The organism is Acinetobacter sp. AND/436 (assembly GCF_049546925.1).
In the GTDB taxonomy this organism is placed as follows: Bacteria; Pseudomonadota; Gammaproteobacteria; order Pseudomonadales; family Moraxellaceae; genus Acinetobacter; species Acinetobacter indicus.
The window spans coordinates 104,837-123,272 of record NZ_JBMXBO010000006.1 but is presented as its reverse complement, the minus strand read 5'-3'; the positions used below and the strand labels follow the sequence as shown (position 1 = coordinate 123,272).

Annotated in this window: 19 protein-coding genes and 1 tRNA gene; 12 read left to right on the top strand and 8 right to left on the bottom strand. The window is 45.6% G+C overall.

The genetic code is table 11. The annotated features are described in order from the left end of the window. Nucleotides 1–157: 157 nt before the first annotated feature. Nucleotides 158–1,513 (top strand): amino acid permease, encoded by a 1,356-nt coding sequence (locus tag ACPEPR_RS06865; RefSeq protein WP_034597873.1) that lies wholly within the window; start codon nucleotides 158–160, stop codon nucleotides 1,511–1,513. 85 nt (nucleotides 1,514–1,598) lie between these two features. Then, nucleotides 1,599–1,674: transfer RNA gene (locus tag ACPEPR_RS06860), tRNA-Arg, on the top strand. Nucleotides 1,675–1,779: 105 nt separating this feature from the next. Here ACPEPR_RS06860 and ACPEPR_RS06855 read toward each other — a convergent pair. Next, nucleotides 1,780–2,556 carry an IclR family transcriptional regulator gene (locus tag ACPEPR_RS06855; protein ID WP_163145531.1) on the bottom strand — a complete coding sequence of 259 codons (777 nt, stop codon included), beginning with the start codon at nucleotides 2,554–2,556 and terminating at the stop codon, nucleotides 1,780–1,782. Between the two features lie 234 nt (nucleotides 2,557–2,790). On the opposite strand from ACPEPR_RS06855, the gene fahA reads away from it, so the two are divergent. The 7 genes from fahA to ACPEPR_RS06820 all read left to right on the top strand — a co-directional run bounded on the left by fahA (nucleotide 2,791) and on the right by ACPEPR_RS06820 (nucleotide 9,862). Then, nucleotides 2,791–4,101, top strand: a complete 1,311-nt coding sequence (fahA, locus tag ACPEPR_RS06850) for a fumarylacetoacetase (protein WP_104511580.1) — start codon at nucleotides 2,791–2,793, stop codon at nucleotides 4,099–4,101. Next, the gene (maiA, locus tag ACPEPR_RS06845) at nucleotides 4,088–4,726 is read left to right on the top strand and encodes a maleylacetoacetate isomerase (protein ID WP_104472661.1); all 639 of its coding nucleotides are present in this window, start codon (nucleotides 4,088–4,090) and stop codon (nucleotides 4,724–4,726) included. Before fahA ends, maiA begins: the two co-directional genes overlap by 14 nt. A 25-nt stretch (nucleotides 4,727–4,751) precedes the next feature. Next, nucleotides 4,752–5,327 (top strand): VOC family protein, encoded by a 576-nt coding sequence (locus ACPEPR_RS06840; RefSeq protein WP_005179677.1) that lies wholly within the window; start codon nucleotides 4,752–4,754, stop codon nucleotides 5,325–5,327. Nucleotides 5,328–5,345: 18 nt separating this feature from the next. Beyond that, nucleotides 5,346–6,047, top strand: coding sequence for a CoA transferase subunit A (locus ACPEPR_RS06835; RefSeq protein ID WP_104489353.1), 702 nt, complete (start codon nucleotides 5,346–5,348; stop codon nucleotides 6,045–6,047). A 3-nt stretch (nucleotides 6,048–6,050) separates the two neighbouring features. After that, nucleotides 6,051–6,698 carry a 3-oxoacid CoA-transferase subunit B gene (locus ACPEPR_RS06830; protein ID WP_368559555.1) on the top strand — a complete coding sequence of 216 codons (648 nt, stop codon included), beginning with the start codon at nucleotides 6,051–6,053 and terminating at the stop codon, nucleotides 6,696–6,698. Between the two features lie 451 nt (nucleotides 6,699–7,149). After that, on the top strand, nucleotides 7,150–8,388 hold the full coding sequence (locus ACPEPR_RS06825; RefSeq protein ID WP_423562199.1) for an OmpP1/FadL family transporter: 1,239 nt from the start codon (nucleotides 7,150–7,152) through the stop codon (nucleotides 8,386–8,388). Between the two features lie 310 nt (nucleotides 8,389–8,698). Then, nucleotides 8,699–9,862, top strand: a complete 1,164-nt coding sequence (locus ACPEPR_RS06820) for an OmpP1/FadL family transporter (protein WP_423562198.1) — start codon at nucleotides 8,699–8,701, stop codon at nucleotides 9,860–9,862. 127 nt (nucleotides 9,863–9,989) lie between these two features. Here the strand turns inward: ACPEPR_RS06820 and thrH are convergent, their stop codons facing one another. Further along, nucleotides 9,990–10,607, bottom strand: a complete 618-nt coding sequence (thrH, locus tag ACPEPR_RS06815; protein WP_075168141.1) for a bifunctional phosphoserine phosphatase/homoserine phosphotransferase ThrH — start codon at nucleotides 10,605–10,607, stop codon at nucleotides 9,990–9,992. A gap of 202 nt (nucleotides 10,608–10,809) precedes the next feature. On the opposite strand from thrH, the gene ACPEPR_RS06810 reads away from it, so the two are divergent. Next, nucleotides 10,810–11,544 (top strand): phosphoadenylyl-sulfate reductase, encoded by a 735-nt coding sequence (locus tag ACPEPR_RS06810; RefSeq protein ID WP_160241077.1) that lies wholly within the window; start codon nucleotides 10,810–10,812, stop codon nucleotides 11,542–11,544. 163 nt (nucleotides 11,545–11,707) lie between these two features. Next, complete coding sequence (locus ACPEPR_RS06805) at nucleotides 11,708–13,099, top strand: WS/DGAT/MGAT family O-acyltransferase (protein ID WP_005179696.1); 1,392 nt, start codon at nucleotides 11,708–11,710, stop codon at nucleotides 13,097–13,099. A gap of 109 nt (nucleotides 13,100–13,208) precedes the next feature. Here ACPEPR_RS06805 and ACPEPR_RS06800 read toward each other — a convergent pair whose 3' ends face one another. From ACPEPR_RS06800 to ACPEPR_RS06775, 6 genes are all read right to left on the bottom strand, one after another. After that, complete coding sequence (locus ACPEPR_RS06800) at nucleotides 13,209–13,382, bottom strand: PA1571 family protein (RefSeq protein ID WP_005179698.1); 174 nt, start codon at nucleotides 13,380–13,382, stop codon at nucleotides 13,209–13,211. Between the two features lie 132 nt (nucleotides 13,383–13,514). Continuing rightward, nucleotides 13,515–14,969 carry a ribonuclease G gene (gene rng, locus ACPEPR_RS06795; RefSeq protein WP_075168139.1) on the bottom strand — a complete coding sequence of 485 codons (1,455 nt, stop codon included), beginning with the start codon at nucleotides 14,967–14,969 and terminating at the stop codon, nucleotides 13,515–13,517. Between the two features lie 40 nt (nucleotides 14,970–15,009). Then, nucleotides 15,010–15,579: a Maf family nucleotide pyrophosphatase gene (locus ACPEPR_RS06790; protein ID WP_104484656.1), complete on the bottom strand. Its 570-nt coding sequence runs from the start codon at nucleotides 15,577–15,579 to the stop codon at nucleotides 15,010–15,012. After that, nucleotides 15,564–16,058 (bottom strand): rod shape-determining protein MreD, encoded by a 495-nt coding sequence (mreD, locus tag ACPEPR_RS06785; RefSeq protein WP_016659382.1) that lies wholly within the window; start codon nucleotides 16,056–16,058, stop codon nucleotides 15,564–15,566. Before mreD ends, ACPEPR_RS06790 begins: the two co-directional genes overlap by 16 nt. Then, nucleotides 16,045–16,902 carry a rod shape-determining protein MreC gene (gene mreC, locus ACPEPR_RS06780; protein WP_005179707.1) on the bottom strand — a complete coding sequence of 286 codons (858 nt, stop codon included), beginning with the start codon at nucleotides 16,900–16,902 and terminating at the stop codon, nucleotides 16,045–16,047. The genes mreD and mreC overlap by 14 nt, the downstream gene beginning before the upstream one ends. 16 nt (nucleotides 16,903–16,918) lie before the next feature. Continuing rightward, nucleotides 16,919–17,965, bottom strand: a complete 1,047-nt coding sequence (locus ACPEPR_RS06775; RefSeq protein WP_005179708.1) for a rod shape-determining protein — start codon at nucleotides 17,963–17,965, stop codon at nucleotides 16,919–16,921. A 132-nt stretch (nucleotides 17,966–18,097) separates the two neighbouring features. Between ACPEPR_RS06775 and gatC the strand changes: the two genes are divergently transcribed. Continuing rightward, nucleotides 18,098–18,412: an Asp-tRNA(Asn)/Glu-tRNA(Gln) amidotransferase subunit GatC gene (gatC, locus tag ACPEPR_RS06770; protein ID WP_005179709.1), complete on the top strand. Its 315-nt coding sequence runs from the start codon at nucleotides 18,098–18,100 to the stop codon at nucleotides 18,410–18,412. The last annotated feature ends 24 nt before the right edge of the window (nucleotides 18,413–18,436 follow it).

The following is an 18,436-nucleotide window of genomic DNA, read 5'->3' as shown; positions in this document are numbered from 1 at the left end:
GCCAATAAAATTAATATCTTGATTCAATTATTGTTTCAACAAAATGACCATTTTTCGATTTTATGAGCTGTTCTGAAGCGACTGGTGATCTACTAGGCTAATTTGCAACTATCTATTACAATCGAGCCACTTATTATACATTGTCGGGCTGAACACTTTGAACAACGAGTCTTCTCAACTTCAGCGTGGCTTAAAGAACCGTCATATCCAACTCATCGCCATGGGCGGCGCGATTGGTACTGGCTTATTCTTAGGTTCCGCTCAAGTCATCCAATCCGCAGGTCCCTCTATTATTTTAGGCTATGCGATTGGGGGTTTGATTGCATTTTTAATTATGCGCCAACTGGGCGAAATGATTGTTCATGAACCGGTTGCAGGTTCTTTCAGCCATTTTGCTTATCGCTATTGGGGGAAATTCCCTGGCTTCCTGGCCGGCTGGAATTACTGGATTTTATATATTCTGGTCGCCATGACCGAACTCACCGCTGTCGCCAAATATATTAACTACTGGTGGCCGCATATTCCGGCCTGGTCCTCGGTCCTGTTTTTCTTTATTGTCATTACCCTGATCAACCTCGGCAATGTAAAATTTTATGGGGAATCAGAATTCTGGCTGGCAATTATTAAAGTGGCCGCAGTAGTATCGATGATCATTTTTGGTCTGTACCTCCTGTTGACCGCAGATGCCAACTCGACTGCTTCATTTAGCAACCTCTGGAGCCATGGCGGATTCTTCCCGCACGGCTTTGAAGGCTTATTCTTCATGCTGGCCTTCCTGATGTTTGCCTTTGGCGGGATCGAGCTAATTGGTATGGCAGCAGCAGAAGCGCAGGATCCGAAAAAGACTATTCCCAAAGCCATCAATCAGGTGGTGTTCCGTATCCTGATTTTCTATGTTGGTTCATTGACGATTTTACTGTCGTTAGTGCCATGGAATCAGCTGGAACTGGGCGGTCTGGATAAAAGCCCATTCGTGATGATCTTTAGCCAGTTAGGCATTGGCTGGGCGGCACATCTGCTGAACTTTATTATTTTAACGGCGGCGCTGTCGGTTTATAACAGTGGTATGTATGCCAATAGCCGGATGCTGTTCGGTCTGGCCCAACAAGGCAATGCGCCAAAAGTATTCCTGAAAGTGAACAAGCAAGGCGTGCCAATTCCTGCGGTGCTGTTCTCTGCCCTGCTGATTTTTGGCTGTGTATTGTTGAACTACTTTGTACCGGAAGATGCTTTAAGCCACCTGATTTATATTGTGGTCGGTGCCTTGGTACTGAACTGGGCCATGATTACCCTGACTCACCTGAAGTTTATTCAGGCCATGAAAAACTCAGGTCAAACCACGTCTTTCCCTGCACTGTGGTCACCTGTGGGTAACGTGATTGTGCTGCTGTTTATTGCCACCATCCTGTACATTATGTGGACCCAAGGCTTTAGCGAATCGGTGTATATGATTCCGGTCTGGATTGTGCTGATGTGGGGTCTGTTTAAATTGCTAAAACAAAAAAACAGCTAAGTTATTTTTACTGACAAAAGAAAAAGTTATTACTTCGGTAATAACTTTTTTTTCAGCTTTTTTTCAGCTAAATTAAGGGCGTTTTGTGCCCTTAGCTTAACTGGATAGAGCAGTTGCCTCCTAAGCGACCGGCGTGGGTTCGAGTCCCGCAGGGCACACCATCGTCTCTATAAAAAAGGAAGGCGCATCTCCTTCCTTTTTTATCTTCAGCACTTCACCGAGATGAAGCAACTCGCGTAGCTGCCTTGGCGAATTCCCCTACCATTTTAAATCGGCTGTAACTGTGCGCTTAAACGTGCTGCCATCTCTCTTAAATACTGGATTTTTGGATGCTGCATATCCAGCGGCAAATCCGAAGCAGTGCCCAACACCGAAATCGCATATTCAATTTCATGGTGCTGATTTAATACCGGCACACAAATCGCATGAATTCCGGCCAGCAAATCGCCTGCGACCGTGGCCACACCTTCACTTAGAATCTGCTGTTTTAAAGTTAAAAATTCATCCCAGTTCTGTGGATAGACCCGTTTTTGCTGTGCCTGATGCTGTTGCCATTCTTTTTCCAGCAAAGGTCGCACCAGCGCTTCCGGCATAAACGCAGCATAAGCCCGGCCGGTGGCCGAGTTCAGCATCGGCATGATCGAACCGACACGGGTAATTACCGAAACTGGCTGATTCGGCTCCAGCCACTGTACAATCAGTGGGCCTTGCGTCGTCCATTTGCTAATCTGCAATCCACAATCCAAATGCCGGTGCAGTTCATTAATCTGTGCCTGTGCCGCCTGCAGACTGTCACTGCGCTGGATACAGCTCAGACCAAAACGATAAGCCTGATCGCCCAGTGCATAACGACCATCTTCCAGCTGCTTGGCATAATTCATACGTACCAGACTGACCATATAACGGTGCACCTTGGCCGGATGCATGGCCAGTTTTTCAGATAAATCTTTGAGCATGACCGGATGACGATAGGTCATCAGCGCATCCAGCACGGTTAAACCCACCTCTAAAGATTGCACGCCCACCTGATTCTTTTCTGACATAAGAATTTTACTCTCCTGTAAACACCGAGCATTTTAGCGTGCTGTTCTGATTTATAAATGCATCTCTGCAGAATTCTTTTATTTACATTTTTACGATATTCGTAATTTAATTAACTATTGCGTAATTAATAAAAATGAGTATGATGAGATTTATGACAAAAATCAAGTGATCCAGATCACTCCCCCAGATCGAAAACACTGGACCGTTTTCATCGAGATATGCAGGAACCCCATATGACTCAGCAAGCATTTGTAGACGTTGCAGCACATTCAGATTTCCCGATTCAGAACCTGCCGTATGGCGTATTTAGCGAAAGCCCAACGGGCCATCGCCGTATTGGGGTGGCCTTAGGTGAATGGGTGGTGGATTTGGCTGTGCTGGAAGCGAACGGTTTTCTCAGCATTCAGGCCGGCGAAAGTTATTTTAATCAGCCAACCCTGAATAAATTTATTGAATCAGGTCAACACAACTGGCGCAAAATCCGTCAGGAATTACAAAGCCTGTTGTCTGCTGACAACCCGACATTACGTGACAATGACAGTTTACGTGCGCAGGCTTTCTTCGCTCAGGCAGAAGTGCATATGCATCTGCCGGTACATATTCCGGGCTATACCGATTTCTATTCATCTAAAGAACATGCCACCAATGTCGGCTGCATGTTCCGCGATCCAAAAAATGCGCTATTACCGAACTGGTCAGAATTACCGGTCGGTTATAATGGCCGCGCCAGTTCTGTGGTGGTGAGTGGTACACCGGTGGTACGCCCATCTGGCCAGATCAAGTTACCAAATGCCGAACGTCCAATTTTCTCGGCTTGCCGTAAACTCGATTTTGAACTGGAAACCGGCTTTATTGTTGGCAAACCCAACAAACTGGGTGAACCAATCTCAATTGAGAATGCTTGGGAGCATATTTTTGGCATGGTGCTGTTCAATGACTGGTCAGCACGTGATATCCAGCAATGGGAATATGTGCCTTTAGGGCCGTTTAATGCCAAGACCTTTGCTTCATCCATTTCACCATGGATTGTGACCATGGAGGCGCTGGAACCGTTTAAAACCCGTACCCCGGTGCAAGAGCCACGTCCCCTGGCCTATTTACGTGAAGAACAGGTCGATAACAGCTATGACATCCATTTGTCGGTTGAGCTCAAAGCCGCACAATCGGAACAGAGCGATGTGATCTGCCAGACTAACTTTAAATATATGTACTGGTCGATGGCACAGCAACTGACCCATCACACTGTTTCAGGCTGTAATGTTCAGGTTGGCGATTTAATGGGTTCCGGCACCATTTCTGGTCCAACGCCGGATTCTTATGGCTCCTTGCTGGAACTGACCTGGAACACCAGCAAACCGTTAACTTTGGCCAACGGTCAACAGCGTGGTTTCCTAGAAGATGGCGACACGCTAATCATGAAAGGCTACTGTGAAAAAGATGGCCTGCGCATTGGCTTTGGTGAAGTCAGCGGCACCGTCTTGCCTGCAGTGCAATTTAACTTTGCCACAGATGAAGCGCAGGATGCTGCCCATGAAACTGTATAGTTATTTTCGCAGTTCAGCTGCTTACCGGGTGCGGATTGCGCTGAACCTGAAGGGCTTAAAAGCTGAGATTATTCCGGTACATTTGCTAAACAATGGCGGCGAACAGCATCAGCCTGCCTATCGTCAAATCAACCCAAGCGGCCTGATTCCAGCCTGGGTGGAGGATGATTTTCAGCTGAGCCAGTCGCTGAGCATTCTGGAATATCTGCAAGAAAAATATCCGCAGCCAGCCCTGTTACCGGCCGATCTACAGCAACGCGCCAAAATCCGCGCCTTTTGCCAGAGCATTGCCTGCGATATTCATCCGATTAATAACCTGCGCGTGCTGCAATATTTAAGCGGAACGCTACAACTCAGCGATGAACAGAAAACGGCATGGTATCAGCATTGGGTGACTTTGGGCTTTCAGAGTCTGGAAGCACAATTGACCGATTCCAATGGCCGTTTCTGTTTTGGCGATCAGCCCACTTTTGCAGACTGCTGCCTGATTCCACAGGTCTATAACGCCCAGCGCTTTCATGTCGATTTAACCGACTTTCCAAAAATTGCCGCGATTTATAGCCATTGTTTCACTCTGCCTTCATTTCAACAGGCCGCACCCGAAGCACAGGCAGATGCCGCTTAAGATTCATCAATAAGGATATTGAACCATGACCATTCAAATTGAAAAAATTCACCACGTTGCCTATCGCTGTAAAGATGCCAAAGAAACCGTCGAGTGGTACAAAAAAAACCTGAATATGGACTTTATTCTGGCTTTTGCCGAAGACTATGTACCGTCGACCAAAGCCTTTGACCCATACATGCATTTATTCCTGGATGCCGGCAATGGCAATGTACTGGCCTTTTTTGAACTGCCGACCCAGCCAGAAATGGGCCGTGATGAAAACACCCCGAAATGGGTGCAGCATATTGCCCTGAAAGTCAAAGACCGCGCTGCACTGCTCGAAGCCAAAGCGCATCTGGAAGCCAATGGTGTCGAGGTTTTAGGCGTGACCAATCATGGCATTTTCCATTCAATTTACTTTTTTGATCCGAATGGCCATCGTCTGGAACTGGCCTACGATGATGAAGCTGCGCCAGAAAAAATCGCCCTGATTACCGAAGACATGAAGCATGAAATGCTGGAGCAATGGAGCAAAACCAAACGCGCGCCGCATCATACCCATTTCCTGCATGCCTCCGAGTTAGACAACAACGCTGGCAGTGCCAAAGTCGACAGCTAAACAAGCAGGTTAAAACAGATGAATAAAGTAGTAGCAACTGCTGAGCTGGCGTTGGCCGATGTGGTGGCCGATCATCAAACGCTCGCGGTAGGTGGTTTTGGCCTCTGTGGCATTCCTGAAGCCTTAATTGAAGCGCTAAAAAATACCGGAGTGACTGGACTGACCTGTATTTCCAACAATGCTGGGGTCGATGATTTTGGTTTGGGCAAACTGCTACAGACCAAACAGATTAAAAAGATGGTCTCCTCCTATGTTGGTGAAAATAAGGAATTTGAACGCCAGTATTTAAGTGGTGAACTGGAAGTGGAACTAACCCCTCAAGGCACACTGGCAGAAAAATTACGTGCTGGCGGCGCAGGGATTCCGGCATTTTATACACAAACCGGGGTCGGCACACTGATTGCCGAAGGCAAAGAAGTTCGTGAATTTGAAGGAAAATCCTATATTCTGGAACACGCCTTAACTGCCGATGTTGCATTAATTAAAGCTTACAAGGCAGATAAAGCCGGAAATTTAATATTCCGCAAAACTGCCCGTAACTTTAATCCTGAATGTGCCATGGCCGGCAAATTTACCATTGCGGAAGTCGAGCAGATTGTGGAAATCGGCGAGCTGGATCCGGACGAGATCCATCTGCCTGGAATTTATATCAACCGTGTGGTACTGAACAGCACACCCGAAAAACGGATTGAACAGATGACCTTAAAGGCGGAGGCTTAAACCATGGCATGGACGCGAAATGAAATGGCCCAGCGTGCTGCGCTTGAGCTGCAAGATGGCTTTTATGTTAATTTAGGGATTGGCCTGCCCACCCTGGTTGCTAACTATATTCCAGAACATATCAACGTCTGGCTACAGTCTGAAAATGGCCTGCTGGGCATTGGTGAGTTTCCGACTCAGGACACGGTTGATCCCGATCTAATTAATGCCGGGAAACAGACTGTAACCGCACAAGCGGGTGCATCATTTTTCTCGAGCGCAGAGTCCTTCGCCATGATTCGTGGCGGACATGTCAACATTGCCATTTTAGGTGCCATGGAAGTGTCGGAACATGGCGATTTGGCTAACTGGATGATTCCAGGTAAAAAAGTCAAAGGCATGGGCGGCGCCATGGATCTGGTGGTTGGGGTACAGAAAGTCGTGGTGCTCATGGAACACTGTGCCAAAGATGGCAGTCCAAAACTGCTTTCCGAATGTAGCCTCCCTCTGACCGGTCAAGGTGTCGTCAACCGGATTATTAGTGATCTCGGCGTGATTGATGTGACTGAACAGGGCTTAAAGCTCGTAGAACTGGCCAAAGATGTGACTGTTGCACAAATTCAGGCTGCTACAGGGGCTAAGCTAATCACAACAGGACTAGATGCAGCTTAAATTCCACCGATCAGGAGCAGCCACATAGCTGCTTCTGTTTTTAACCCACTAATCACCTGATTTTTAAGAGCACGCCGGTTTCTAAAATTTTGAATTAAATCTCAAAAATTATAGTTTCAAAGAAATAAGCATCAAATTTTCAGCCATTAAAATTGATCAAATTTCAATCAGTTGAAAATATTAAAAAAACATCTCTTTTTATAATTTTTTTATTATTTATCAATAAATAACAATAAAAAAATAAGATTAATTTAGAGTTTAAGCTCTAATGAGGTTGGATTTTATACTCAATAGTTCATGTAGAGCATTTACTCTTATTTTAATTGTGCTATTTTTGTCACATGGAGTAACAAAGGATTTCAGTGATAAAACACTGATCTCTCCAGAGTCAACAAACAAACAAGCATCAGAAAATTTTGTTAAAACTTTGTGCATCAAGGGAAAATGAAGAATGAAATTAAAAACGCTTAGCGCAGCAATGATTTTGGCGACAGTACCAATGACGGGTGCTTTTGCCGCAGCAATGGATCGTTCTGGCCAATCTATTGCAGCTTTTTTGCAACCAGGCAACTATTTTGAAGCAGGACTATCTGTATTAGATCCGGATGTATCTGGTACCACTTCTGCAGAATTAGGTGGGCAAGCCACTGGTGATATGGCAAGTGACTATTATTTCCCATCAGCTGCATTAAAACTTCAGCTCACAGATAACTTCTCTTTTGGTGTTATTTATGACCAGCCATTCGGTGCAGAAGCTGAATATACCGCTCAATCAGCAGCATTTAATCCGACAGGAAGTGACGGTACTCGTGCGGAAGTAACGACTGAAAATCTAAGCTTCTTATTTGGTTTCCAACCAACTGAAAACTGGAATATTTATGCGGGTCCAGTTTATCAAACAGCTAAAGGTAATGCTGCATTACGTGGTGCAGCATATAGTCTATTACATGGTTACGATGTAACCATGAAAAAAGACAGCGAAATTGGTTGGTTAGCAGGTCTAGCTTTCCAAATTCCAGAAATTGCACTTAAAGCCTCTTTGACCTATCGCTCTGAAGTTAAGCATGAGTTAGCAACTACAGAAGCAACACCTCAAATTGGCCTTGATCCAACAACGGTGCTTGCTCCTGCAATGCCACTTACACCAACAGGAAATACCAAAGTAACAACTCCACAGTCTGTTAATTTAGATTTTCAAACAGGTATTATGGCAGATACCGTTGCTTTCGCAAATGTCCGTTGGGTCGATTGGTCTGACTTCAGTATTCGCCCACCCGCTTTTGGTAAAACTCTAGATGGTTTAGCTGATAATGCATCAATGGCTCCACCTGCATTACAACCTGCACTAGCAAGTTTAAAAGGTGGCAACCTCGTTGAATATAATGAAGAGCAATGGTCAGCTACGGTTGGTGTAGGCCGTAAACTTACCGACAAGTGGGCAGGCAATGTCTCTGTAGGTTGGGACTCTGGTGTAGACAATCCTGTAACTACTCTTGGTCCAACTGAAGGCTACTGGAACGTAGGTCTAGGTGTTCAATATTCACCGGCTCCAAACTACTTCATTGCGGGTGGTGTTAAATACTTCTGGTTAGGTGATGCAACAGCCCTCACTGTAGCTAACCCGAATGTAGGCGAGTTTGAAGATAACGATGCTTGGGGCTACGGCTTAAAAATCGGTTACCGCTTCTAATTTCAATATTTTTCAATAGAGCCACCCTTCGGGGTGGTTTTTTTGCACTAAAAACCTCTAGTTTTTATACAAGTGTTAACCAAATGTTTAAATTTAAAGCAATTAAACTCGTATTTACCCAAACATTACCCTAAAAAAATTATTTAATAAAATTCAATTACTTAAGATCTAAAAATAGTACTTTTACTCTAATCAACTGCTATTTATAACTTATTCAGTTCATTTATTCTGCGAAGTTGAGCATTTACTCTTTTTTCAAATATGTTACTTTTCCTGCACTTTTTGTTACATAAAGCATCAGGGAACGACCATGAAGCTCAATAAAATTTATTCGGCTATTTTACTTAGCACTCTCCCACTTACACCTGCGCTTGCTGCTGGTTTAGACCGTTCTGGTCAATCTATTGCTGCATTTTTACAACCGGGTAATTATGCAGAAGCAGGTATTTCTATTTTAGATCCAACGGTTAAAGGACAATCTACAATAAAAAATGAGGCATTAAATATTGACCTCACAGATGAAAAAATCAACGATATGGCAGAAGATTACTACTTCCCTTCTGCAGCAATTAAAGTACAAGCCACTGATAAAATCTCTCTCGGTCTTTTATACGATCAACCATTTGGCGCAGATGCAATTTATGCTCCAAACACAGACTCATTTGGGTTTAATGGAGAAAGCACCAAAGTTGAAGTGAAAACACACAATCTCACTGCTTTATTTGGTTACCAACCTACAGAAAACTGGAATTTCTACGCAGGTCCTGTTTATCAAACCGTACAAGGTACAGTATCTTTACGTGGACTTGCGTACGGGGGTGCTTCTAAACTTGGCAGCTACGACATTAATTTAAAAGAAGATGAAGCATACGGTTGGCTTGCTGGTTTTGCTTATCAAATTCCTGAAATCGCGTTAAAAACTGCGGTTACCTATCGTTCAGAAATCAAACATGAGCTTGATACTACTGAAACTTTTGGGTTTGGTGCAATTCAACGACCAAATGCACTCACTGAAGTTGTAACTCCGCAATCAGTAAATATTGATTTACAGAGTGGTATTGCCAAAAATACTTTAGCTTTTGCCAATATCCGCTGGGTACATTGGGATCAATTTGCCGTTACACCGACCTTCCTTAAAACTGCATCAGGTAATAACCTCATTGATTATTCTGACGATCAATGGTCTGCAAATATTGGGGTCGGTCATAAACTCTCTGAGCAATGGTCAGGTACAGCAGCAGTGGGTTACGACTCTGGTGCGGGCAACCCTGTGACCACGCTTGGCCCGACTGAAGGGTATTGGAGCCTAGGTCTAGGGGCTCAATACAGCCCTGCTGCCAACTACTTTATTGCCGGCGGTGTTAAATACCTCTGGTTAGGTGATGCAATTGCGCAAACCGGTGGCAAACCTGTAGGCCAATTCGAGAATAATTATGCTTTAGCATATGGTATGAAAATCGGTTATCGCTTCTAAAACACTCTCTTGATGCAAAGCTTGTTTGGGGGCGCCTGCGGGCGCCCTTTTTTATTGTTTTAATGAATGAAAATCTCAATAAAAAAGCCGCATAATTTGCGGCTTTCCTTAGTTCAGCGGGTATCCATTAAGCTGGAATATCACGCACAGAAGCTTTACGGATCGCTTCTTTTAGCGCTTCATAGCCATGAATGGCCGGGAACTGTGGAAATTCTGCAATCACATTTTCAGGTGCATCAAACAGGAAACCGGCATCGGCTTCGCCAAGCATGGTGGTGTCATTATAAGAATCGCCTGCGGCAATCACACGGAAATTCAAACCATGTAATGCTTTTACGGCCTGACGCTTCTGGTCAGGTTGACGCAGCTTGTACGCGGTGATCATGCCATTTTCATCAGTTTCCAGTTTATGGCAGAAAATAGTTGGCCAGCCCAGTTGCTTCATTAACGGATGAGCAAATTCATAGAATGTATCAGATAGAATAATTAGCTGGAAATGGGTACGTAGCCATTCCACAAATTCTTTGGCACCCGGAAATGGGCCCATATCGGCAATCACTTCCTGAATATCATTTAAACCCAAACCATGCTGTTTTAAGATATTCAAACGCTGTGTCATTAATACATCATAGTCAGGAATATCACGGGTTGTCGCTTCTAGCTCTTTAATCCCAGTTTTTTTTGCAAAGTTAATCCAAATTTCTGGAACCAACACACCTTCAAGATCAAGACATACAACTTCCATGAATGCTCCCCATATCTGTCATTGAAAAAAATTTGCTCTATCATAGACCAAGATCGCGCTTTTGACTTGTTCTTTTTTAAATCTATTTTTTTCATAAGCATTGATTTTTTAGTGATAAGTCGGTTTTGGCATTTCTATTAAAATACAGCCGAAATAAATTAATATAGGTTTTGTCATCTCCAAGCCTATAGCCAGGAATATTATGACTACCATTCCCACTATTGATCTCGTTGACGCGCTTGCCGCCGAATATGCAGATAAATCTCCAAGTGAAATTCTAAAACTGGCACTCAGCCAGCCAGGTGAAATTGCGATTTCCTTTTCAGGCGCTGAAGATGTGGTGCTGATTGATATGGCGGCCAATCTGGGTCTGCCTTTTCGTGTCTTTAGCCTGGATACCGGCCGTTTGCATGGCGAAACCTATCAATTTATTGAAACCGTTCGCAAGCACTATAATATTCCAATTGAAATCTGTTTCCCCGAAACTGAAGCGATTCAGCAACTGGTCAATGAAAAAGGCCTGTTCAGTTTCTACGCCAATGGTCATCAGGAATGCTGCGGCATCCGTAAAGTTCAGCCGCTGCGTAAAAAGCTGGCCACGCTAGATGGCTGGATTACCGGTCAGCGTAAAGACCAGAGTCCAGGCACCCGTAATGAAATTCCGGTGGTTCAGGCTGACCCAGGTTTTTCTGGTCCTGGCAAACAGCTCATCAAGTACAATCCTTTGGCCAACTGGTCCAGTAGCGATGTCTGGAATTACATCCGTTTAATGGAAATTCCATATAATCCATTACATGAAAAAGGTTTTATTTCGATTGGCTGCGAACCGTGTACCCGTGCAGTGTTACCAAACCAGCATGAACGCGAAGGCCGCTGGTGGTGGGAAGATGCAACCCATAAAGAATGTGGACTTCACGCCGGAAATCTGAAAAAATAAATGCGCTAGACCACTGCCCAGCAGTGGTTTATTTTTTTACGCAACAGAATAAACAAAGTTCCGCGTTTATATGATAAACACTATATACTAAGTCAGTTCACCTATAATTCTAAAAAGCCGTTCCAATGAGGGTCGGTCATATTGCAGTGAGGCAATTAACGCTATGCGTCCATTACATCCGATTGATTTTATCTTTCTGTCTTTAGAAAAACGCCAGCAACCAATGCATGTTGGGGGGTTATTCCTATTTCAGATTCCAGAGAACGCACCTGAAACCTTTATTCAAGATCTGGTCGAAGACATCCGTAATTCTCAATCGATGCCGATTCCACCATTTAACAATAAATTAAATGGACTATTCTGGGATGAAGATCCTGAATTTGATCTGGACCACCATTTCCGTCATATCGCCCTGCCTCATCCGGGACGAATCCGTGAATTACTGACCTATATTTCTCAAGAACACAGCGCGCTGATTGACCGCGCCAAACCGCTGTGGACCTGTCATATTATTGAAGGCATTGAAGGCAACCGCTTTGCCATGTACTTCAAAATCCATCATGCCATGGTCGATGGCATTGCCGGCATGCGCTTACTGGAAAAATCGCTCTCACACGATCCGGATGCCAAAAGTATTGTACCGCCTTGGTGTGTAGAAGGCCGCCGCGCCAAACGCCTGAAAGAGCCAAAAGCCAGCCGCTTTAAAAATATTGCAGCAGGCCTGAAAAGCCAGCTGGAAGCCACACCGCGAGTCATGTACGAGTTATCACAAACCGTAATGAAAGATATGGGCCGTAATCCGGATTATGTCTCCAGCTTCCAGGCGCCAAGTTCAATTCTGAATCAGCGCGTCAGTTCTTCACGCCGCTTTGCTGCACAGTCCTATGAGTTTGCCCGTCTGCATAAAATTGCCAAGGCCCTGGGCGTGACGATTAATGACATTGTGCTGGCCATCTGTTCAGGTGCCTTACGTGAATATTTACTCAGCCAGAATGCCCTGCCAAGAAAACCACTAATTGCCATGGTACCCGCGTCAGTCCGGAGCGATGATTCTGATGTATCCAACCGGATTACCATGATTCTGGCCAATCTGGCGACGCACAAGGACAATCCACTGGAACGTCTCAGCATTATTCGCCGCAGCGTACTAAATGCCAAAGAACGCTTTAAACGCATGAATGCCAACCAGATTCTCAACTATAGCGCCTTTGTTTATAGCGCCGCCGGCCTAAACATTGTGTCTGGTTTAATGCCAAAACGTCAGGCCTTTAACCTGGTCATTTCCAATGTACCGGGACCGCGTGAAGCGCTGTACTGGAATGGTGCCAAACTCGAAGCACTGTATCCGGCTTCAATTGTGCTGGATGGTCAAGCGCTGAATATCACCATGACTAGTTATCAGGACAAGCTGGAAGTCGGTTTAACGGCCTGTCGCAATGCCCTGCCAAAAATGCAGAACCTGTTACAGCATCTGGAAGATGAAATTCAGCGTTTTGAACGGATTATTGAAACGGTAGATGTGACCTTGGACGAGGTGGAACAAAAAGTCAGTTGAAAGACTCGGCCCAGGCCGGAAGAATATCGAGATTCAGACGAAAAGTATGAATCTCTTTTTTAAAATTGTAATGATAAGAGAAAAAATTAAGGGGCTTTCAAAAGGCCCCTTAACTTTTAATGGTTCGACATTGTTTTAATAATTGCTGACAGACGGTGCGAATCATGGCGGTAGTAATTTGTACTTCTTTACCTTGCTCATCTACGATATACGCCGCACTGTGTACAGTTTTTGGTTCTAAAACTTTAAGACTTTTATTAATCACGACTTCGCTCATACCCATGATAGACCTCATTTTGCTGAAACCGTAAGGGAGATTACGGCTTTGGCTCTGGTGTATGCTTAGTATTGTGAATCTACCTAAAAAAGTAAAATTTCAGATGTAACAACTGTTTAACGATATCCTGTTACAATTTCAGCTTAAAATGATATCGTATTGCTCTTGCGTGTATAAATTTTCAACCTGGAATTTTATGACACGATTCACGAAATGCTCCAGATCCGCGACGGCTGGTGCTTCTGCGGTTAACAGCCGGTCAATCACCGATGGATGGGCAACGACAGTAAAGCCACGCTGAGATTCAAAGGCACGTGCATAGCGCATAATTTCTCGAAAAATCTCGTAACACACTGACTCGGCTGTTTTCACATAACCGCGGCCCTGACAGGTTGGACAAGACTCACACAGCAAATGTTCCAGAGATTCACGGGTACGCTTACGGGTCATTTCCACCAGACCCAGTTCAGACACCTGGGTAATTTTGGTTTTAGCATGATCGCGTTCCAGCATTTTCTCGAACTGGCCCATCACTTCTTCACGATGCTGTGCTTCCTGCATGTCAATAAAATCAATGATGATAATCCCGCCCAGATTACGCAGTCGCAACTGACGTGCAATCACCTGTGTGGCTTCCATATTAGTTTTAAAGACCGTGTCTTCCAGACTACGCCCGCCGACATAAGAACCGGTATTGATATCAATGGTGGTCATGGCTTCGGTCTGATCAATCATCAGATAGCCACCCGATTTCAGCGCGACGCGGGTTTGAAGCGCCTTCTGAATATCTTCTTCGACATTGTATAAATCAAACAGCGGTCGCTCACCCGGATAATGCAACAAGCGGTTTTGCATATTCGGCACAAACTCATCGACAAAGTCTTTTAGCTTGGCATAGATTTCACGTGAATCGACATAAATTTTGGCGGTTTCTTCATTGGCCAGATCGCGAATCACACGCTGCGGTAAAGGTAGCTCTTCAAAAATTAAAGACGGCACCGCAATAATTTTCTGTTTACGCTGAATATGCTCCCACAGCTTGGCCAAATAGGCCATATCCTGGGCAATGGCGGCTTCTTCCACCCCTTCTGCGGCGGTACGAACAATCACCGAGCCCGGCAGTTTATGCTGTTTCTGAATCCGTTCAATCATCGAGCGTAAACGGTCACGCTCTTCATCCGACTCAATCCGCTGTGATACGCCAATATGACTGCCAAATGGCATCAATACCAGATAACGCGAAGGAATTGACAGATCGGTCGACAGGCGCGCACCTTTGGTACCGAGCATGTCTTTCATGACCTGCACGGTAAGGATTTGCCCCGGCTGTAACAGCTCGAAGACATTTGGCGTTGGCTGGCTACGCGGCCAGACCATGTCATTGATATGTAAAAAAGCGGTACGTGACAGCCCAATATCGACGAAAGCGGCCTGCATGCCTGGCAGCACCCGTACCACTTTGCCTTTATAAATATTTCCTACTAAACCACGTTTGGCGGTACGTTCAACAAATAATTCATTGACCGTGCCGTTTTGAATTAACGCGACACGACATTCCATAGGCGTGACGTTAATCAACAACTCGTCAGACATAATACAACTCAAAGCCTTATAAAAATTCTTGTAGCAGCAGTTAATTTAGTGCCTTAACTGTCTGTAATAACTGTACGGTTTCATGCAGCGGTAATCCCACCACGTTGCTATAACTGCCTTCAATACGCGGGATATAACGTGCTGCAATGCCCTGTATGGCATAGGCTCCCGCCTTGCCCACCGGCTCTCCACTGGCCCAATAACACTCCATGTCACTCAGGCTCAGCGCTTGAAATTCAACCTGGGTACGTACCACTATACTGTATTTTTCTGCTTTTGTGCGTACGCAAACACCTGAAAATACATCATGTTTTCGACCAGAAATCTGCTGCCACATGGCAAAGGCATGCGCCTTGGATTCTGGTTTTCCTAAAATCTGCCCATCAACGCCCAAACTGGTATCAGCGGCAATCACAATCGCCTCTGGAAAACGTGCCAACACAGCATCAGCTTTGGCACAGGCCAGCCGCTCAACATACTGCTCAACTGGCTCATCTGGCAAAATAGACTCGTCGATGTCCGGGCTGTAAATCTCAAATTGCAGCCCCAACTGTTCAAGCAGCTCACGGCGTCGAGGTGAGCTGGAGGCCAGAATTATACGCTGCGCCATTTTCGTAGCAGATAATACAGCACCGGCCAGACCAGAATGCTGGACAGCACCGGTTGCCAGTGACGGGCAAATGGAAATTCAATACCAGCCATAACCTGTAACAGCCAGATCAGCGCCAGATGGACCACAATGGCAATACTGGCAATCACCCATAAATTGGCAAAAGTCATCACCCGGCGTTCACGGGTCAAGAATCGCGCCACAAAAGTAATTAATACAAAACTTAAGGCATTCATGCCCAGCGGTGCATCCAGCAGCAAATCTGCAAACAGGCCGGTGCCAAAGGCAAACCAGACGCCGCACCAGGTCGGCTGGCTCATGACCCAGAACAGCATCACCATCATCATAAATACCGGACGCCAGCCCGATAAGCCATAAGACAAAGGATAAACCAGCAGCACCGAGGCAATAATGACCGAAAAAATAATCGGGAATAAAGGATCTTTGGGTTTGCGCTGGCCCATTTTAGCGATTGGCATGTGGCTGCTCCCGCGATAAGGATTCAGAGAATAACACCACCACATGATGTCCACCGGCCAGCTGTGCAGCAGGAATCACATCAATTTGCGCAAACTCGCCTGAGTTATGCCGGCTGACCTTGGAAATAGTTCCGACCAGATAACCTGCCGGGAAATGTTCACCGAGTCCGGAGCTATAGACTTTTTCACCGACTTTGATATTGGCGCTGGTCGGCACATATTCCATTTTTAAACGACCTAAGTCACCCGTACCCGAAACAATCGCGCGCATACCGGTATGTTCCAGACGTACCGACAGCGAATGTTCTTTATCGGACAGCAGCATCACCCGGCTACTGTGCGGATAGACATCAACAATCTGGCCCATAATACCACGATCATCCAGCACGGTTTGCCCGACTTTGAGCTGACGGTTGGCGCCGCGGTTAATCACAATAATATGTCGTAGCGGATCGGCATCGGTCCCAATCACTTCGGCAATTTCCATGCGTCCGTCAATGATCAGTGGCGTATCGAGCAGGCCACGTAAACGGGTATTTTCGGCAGACAGTTCGGAGAGTTTTTGCAGGCGTACCTGTGCCTGAAGCAGCTCGGCCTGCATCGCGGTATTTTCACGACGCAGCTGGGCTTCAGATTTACTTTGTTGACTTAGCCATTCTCGCGACAACACCGGATAACTTGCCAGCGCATAAATCGGATTATATGCCGCGTACAAGAGATCCCTTGCCGGTTGAATTACATGCGGCATGCGCCAGTTAAAAAACAGCACCACCAGGCATGTAATGACCGCAATAATAAAGGAGCGAAAAGATGGCGGTTGTCTGGAAAACAGATGTGATTGCACCGCCGGGTCCTTTTGATTAGCCTACAAATAACATGTCATGGTTTGGATTATCAAAGAATTCCAGCACCTTGCCACCACCACGGGTGACACAGGTTAAAGGCTCTTCAGCCACGACCACTGGCAAGCCGGTTTCTTTGGCCAACAGCTTGTCCAGATTACGCAGCAAGGCACCACCACCGGTCAGGACAATACCGCGCTCGGCGATATCTGAAGATAATTCTGGTGGTGTTTGTTCCAGCGCCGATTTTACTGCCGACACAATATTTTGTAGCGGATCAGAAATCGCCTGGGTAATTTCATCAGAAGTCACGGTAATGGCACGTGGCACCCCTTCGGCCAGGTTACGGCCACGCACTTCAATTTCCAGTGGTTTCGCACCCTCTTCAGGAACTGCCATGCCCACTTCTTTCTTGATAGTTTCTGCTGTGGTTTCACCAATCACACAGCCATGCGCTTTACGGACATAGTTGATGATCTGCTCATCAAACACATCACCACCAATACGCAGTGAATCTGCATAGACACAACCTTGTAGCGAAATAATCGCAATTTCAGTTGTACCACCGCCCACATCGACCACCATCGAACCACACGCCTGCTCAACCGGCATACCGGCACCAATTGCTGCAGCCATCGGCTCTTCAATTAAACGGACATCACGCGCACCGGCATTAAACACTGCCTCACGAATGGCGCGACGTTCAACCAGCGTCGATTTGCATGGCACACACACCACCACGCGCGGTGCAGGCGGAAACAGGCGCTTTTCATGCACTTTACTGATGAACTGGTTCAGCATGGTTTCAGTCACTTCAAAGTCGGCAATGACGCCGTCTTTCATTGGACGAATGGCAGAAATATTGGCAGGTGTACGACCCAGCATCTGTTTAGCATCCAGACCGACTGCGGCAACGATTTTCTGTGAACCGCTGTGACGAATTGCCACAACCGTCGGTTCATTTAATATAATGCCTCGTCCTGGCGCATAAATAAGTGTATTTGCTGTACCTAAATCAATGGCTAGATCTGGTGAAAACAAGCCAATTAGTCGTTTTAGAATCACGGAGTCGTTCTCGATTAAACTTTATGTGGACGCAAGTTGGCAACTTTAACTAAATGTGATGCTTTGGACAAGTCAATCGCTTATTATAACGCACGATATTTTGAAAATTTTTAATACTGATTAGGTGATGTTATGTCTACATCGGATGCACAGCATTCTGCAGATTTAAATGCACAAACAGTTTCAGCAATCGCCAATCTTGCTCGGTTGTCGCTCAATGATACGCAATCTGCTGAATATGCTCAAAGTCTAAATAAAATTTTAGGCATGATGGAAACCTTAAAAGGCATCGATACCGATGGCGTTGAGCCACTCAAAAGCCCATTTGACCACCCTCAACCGCTACGTGAAGATGTGGTGTCTGAAGATAACCATCGTGAGGAATATCAGGCCGTTGCACCTGCCGTGCAGGACGGTTTGTATCTGGTACCACGCGTAATTGAATAATTTTTTCAGCGCTCATCTTTTTGT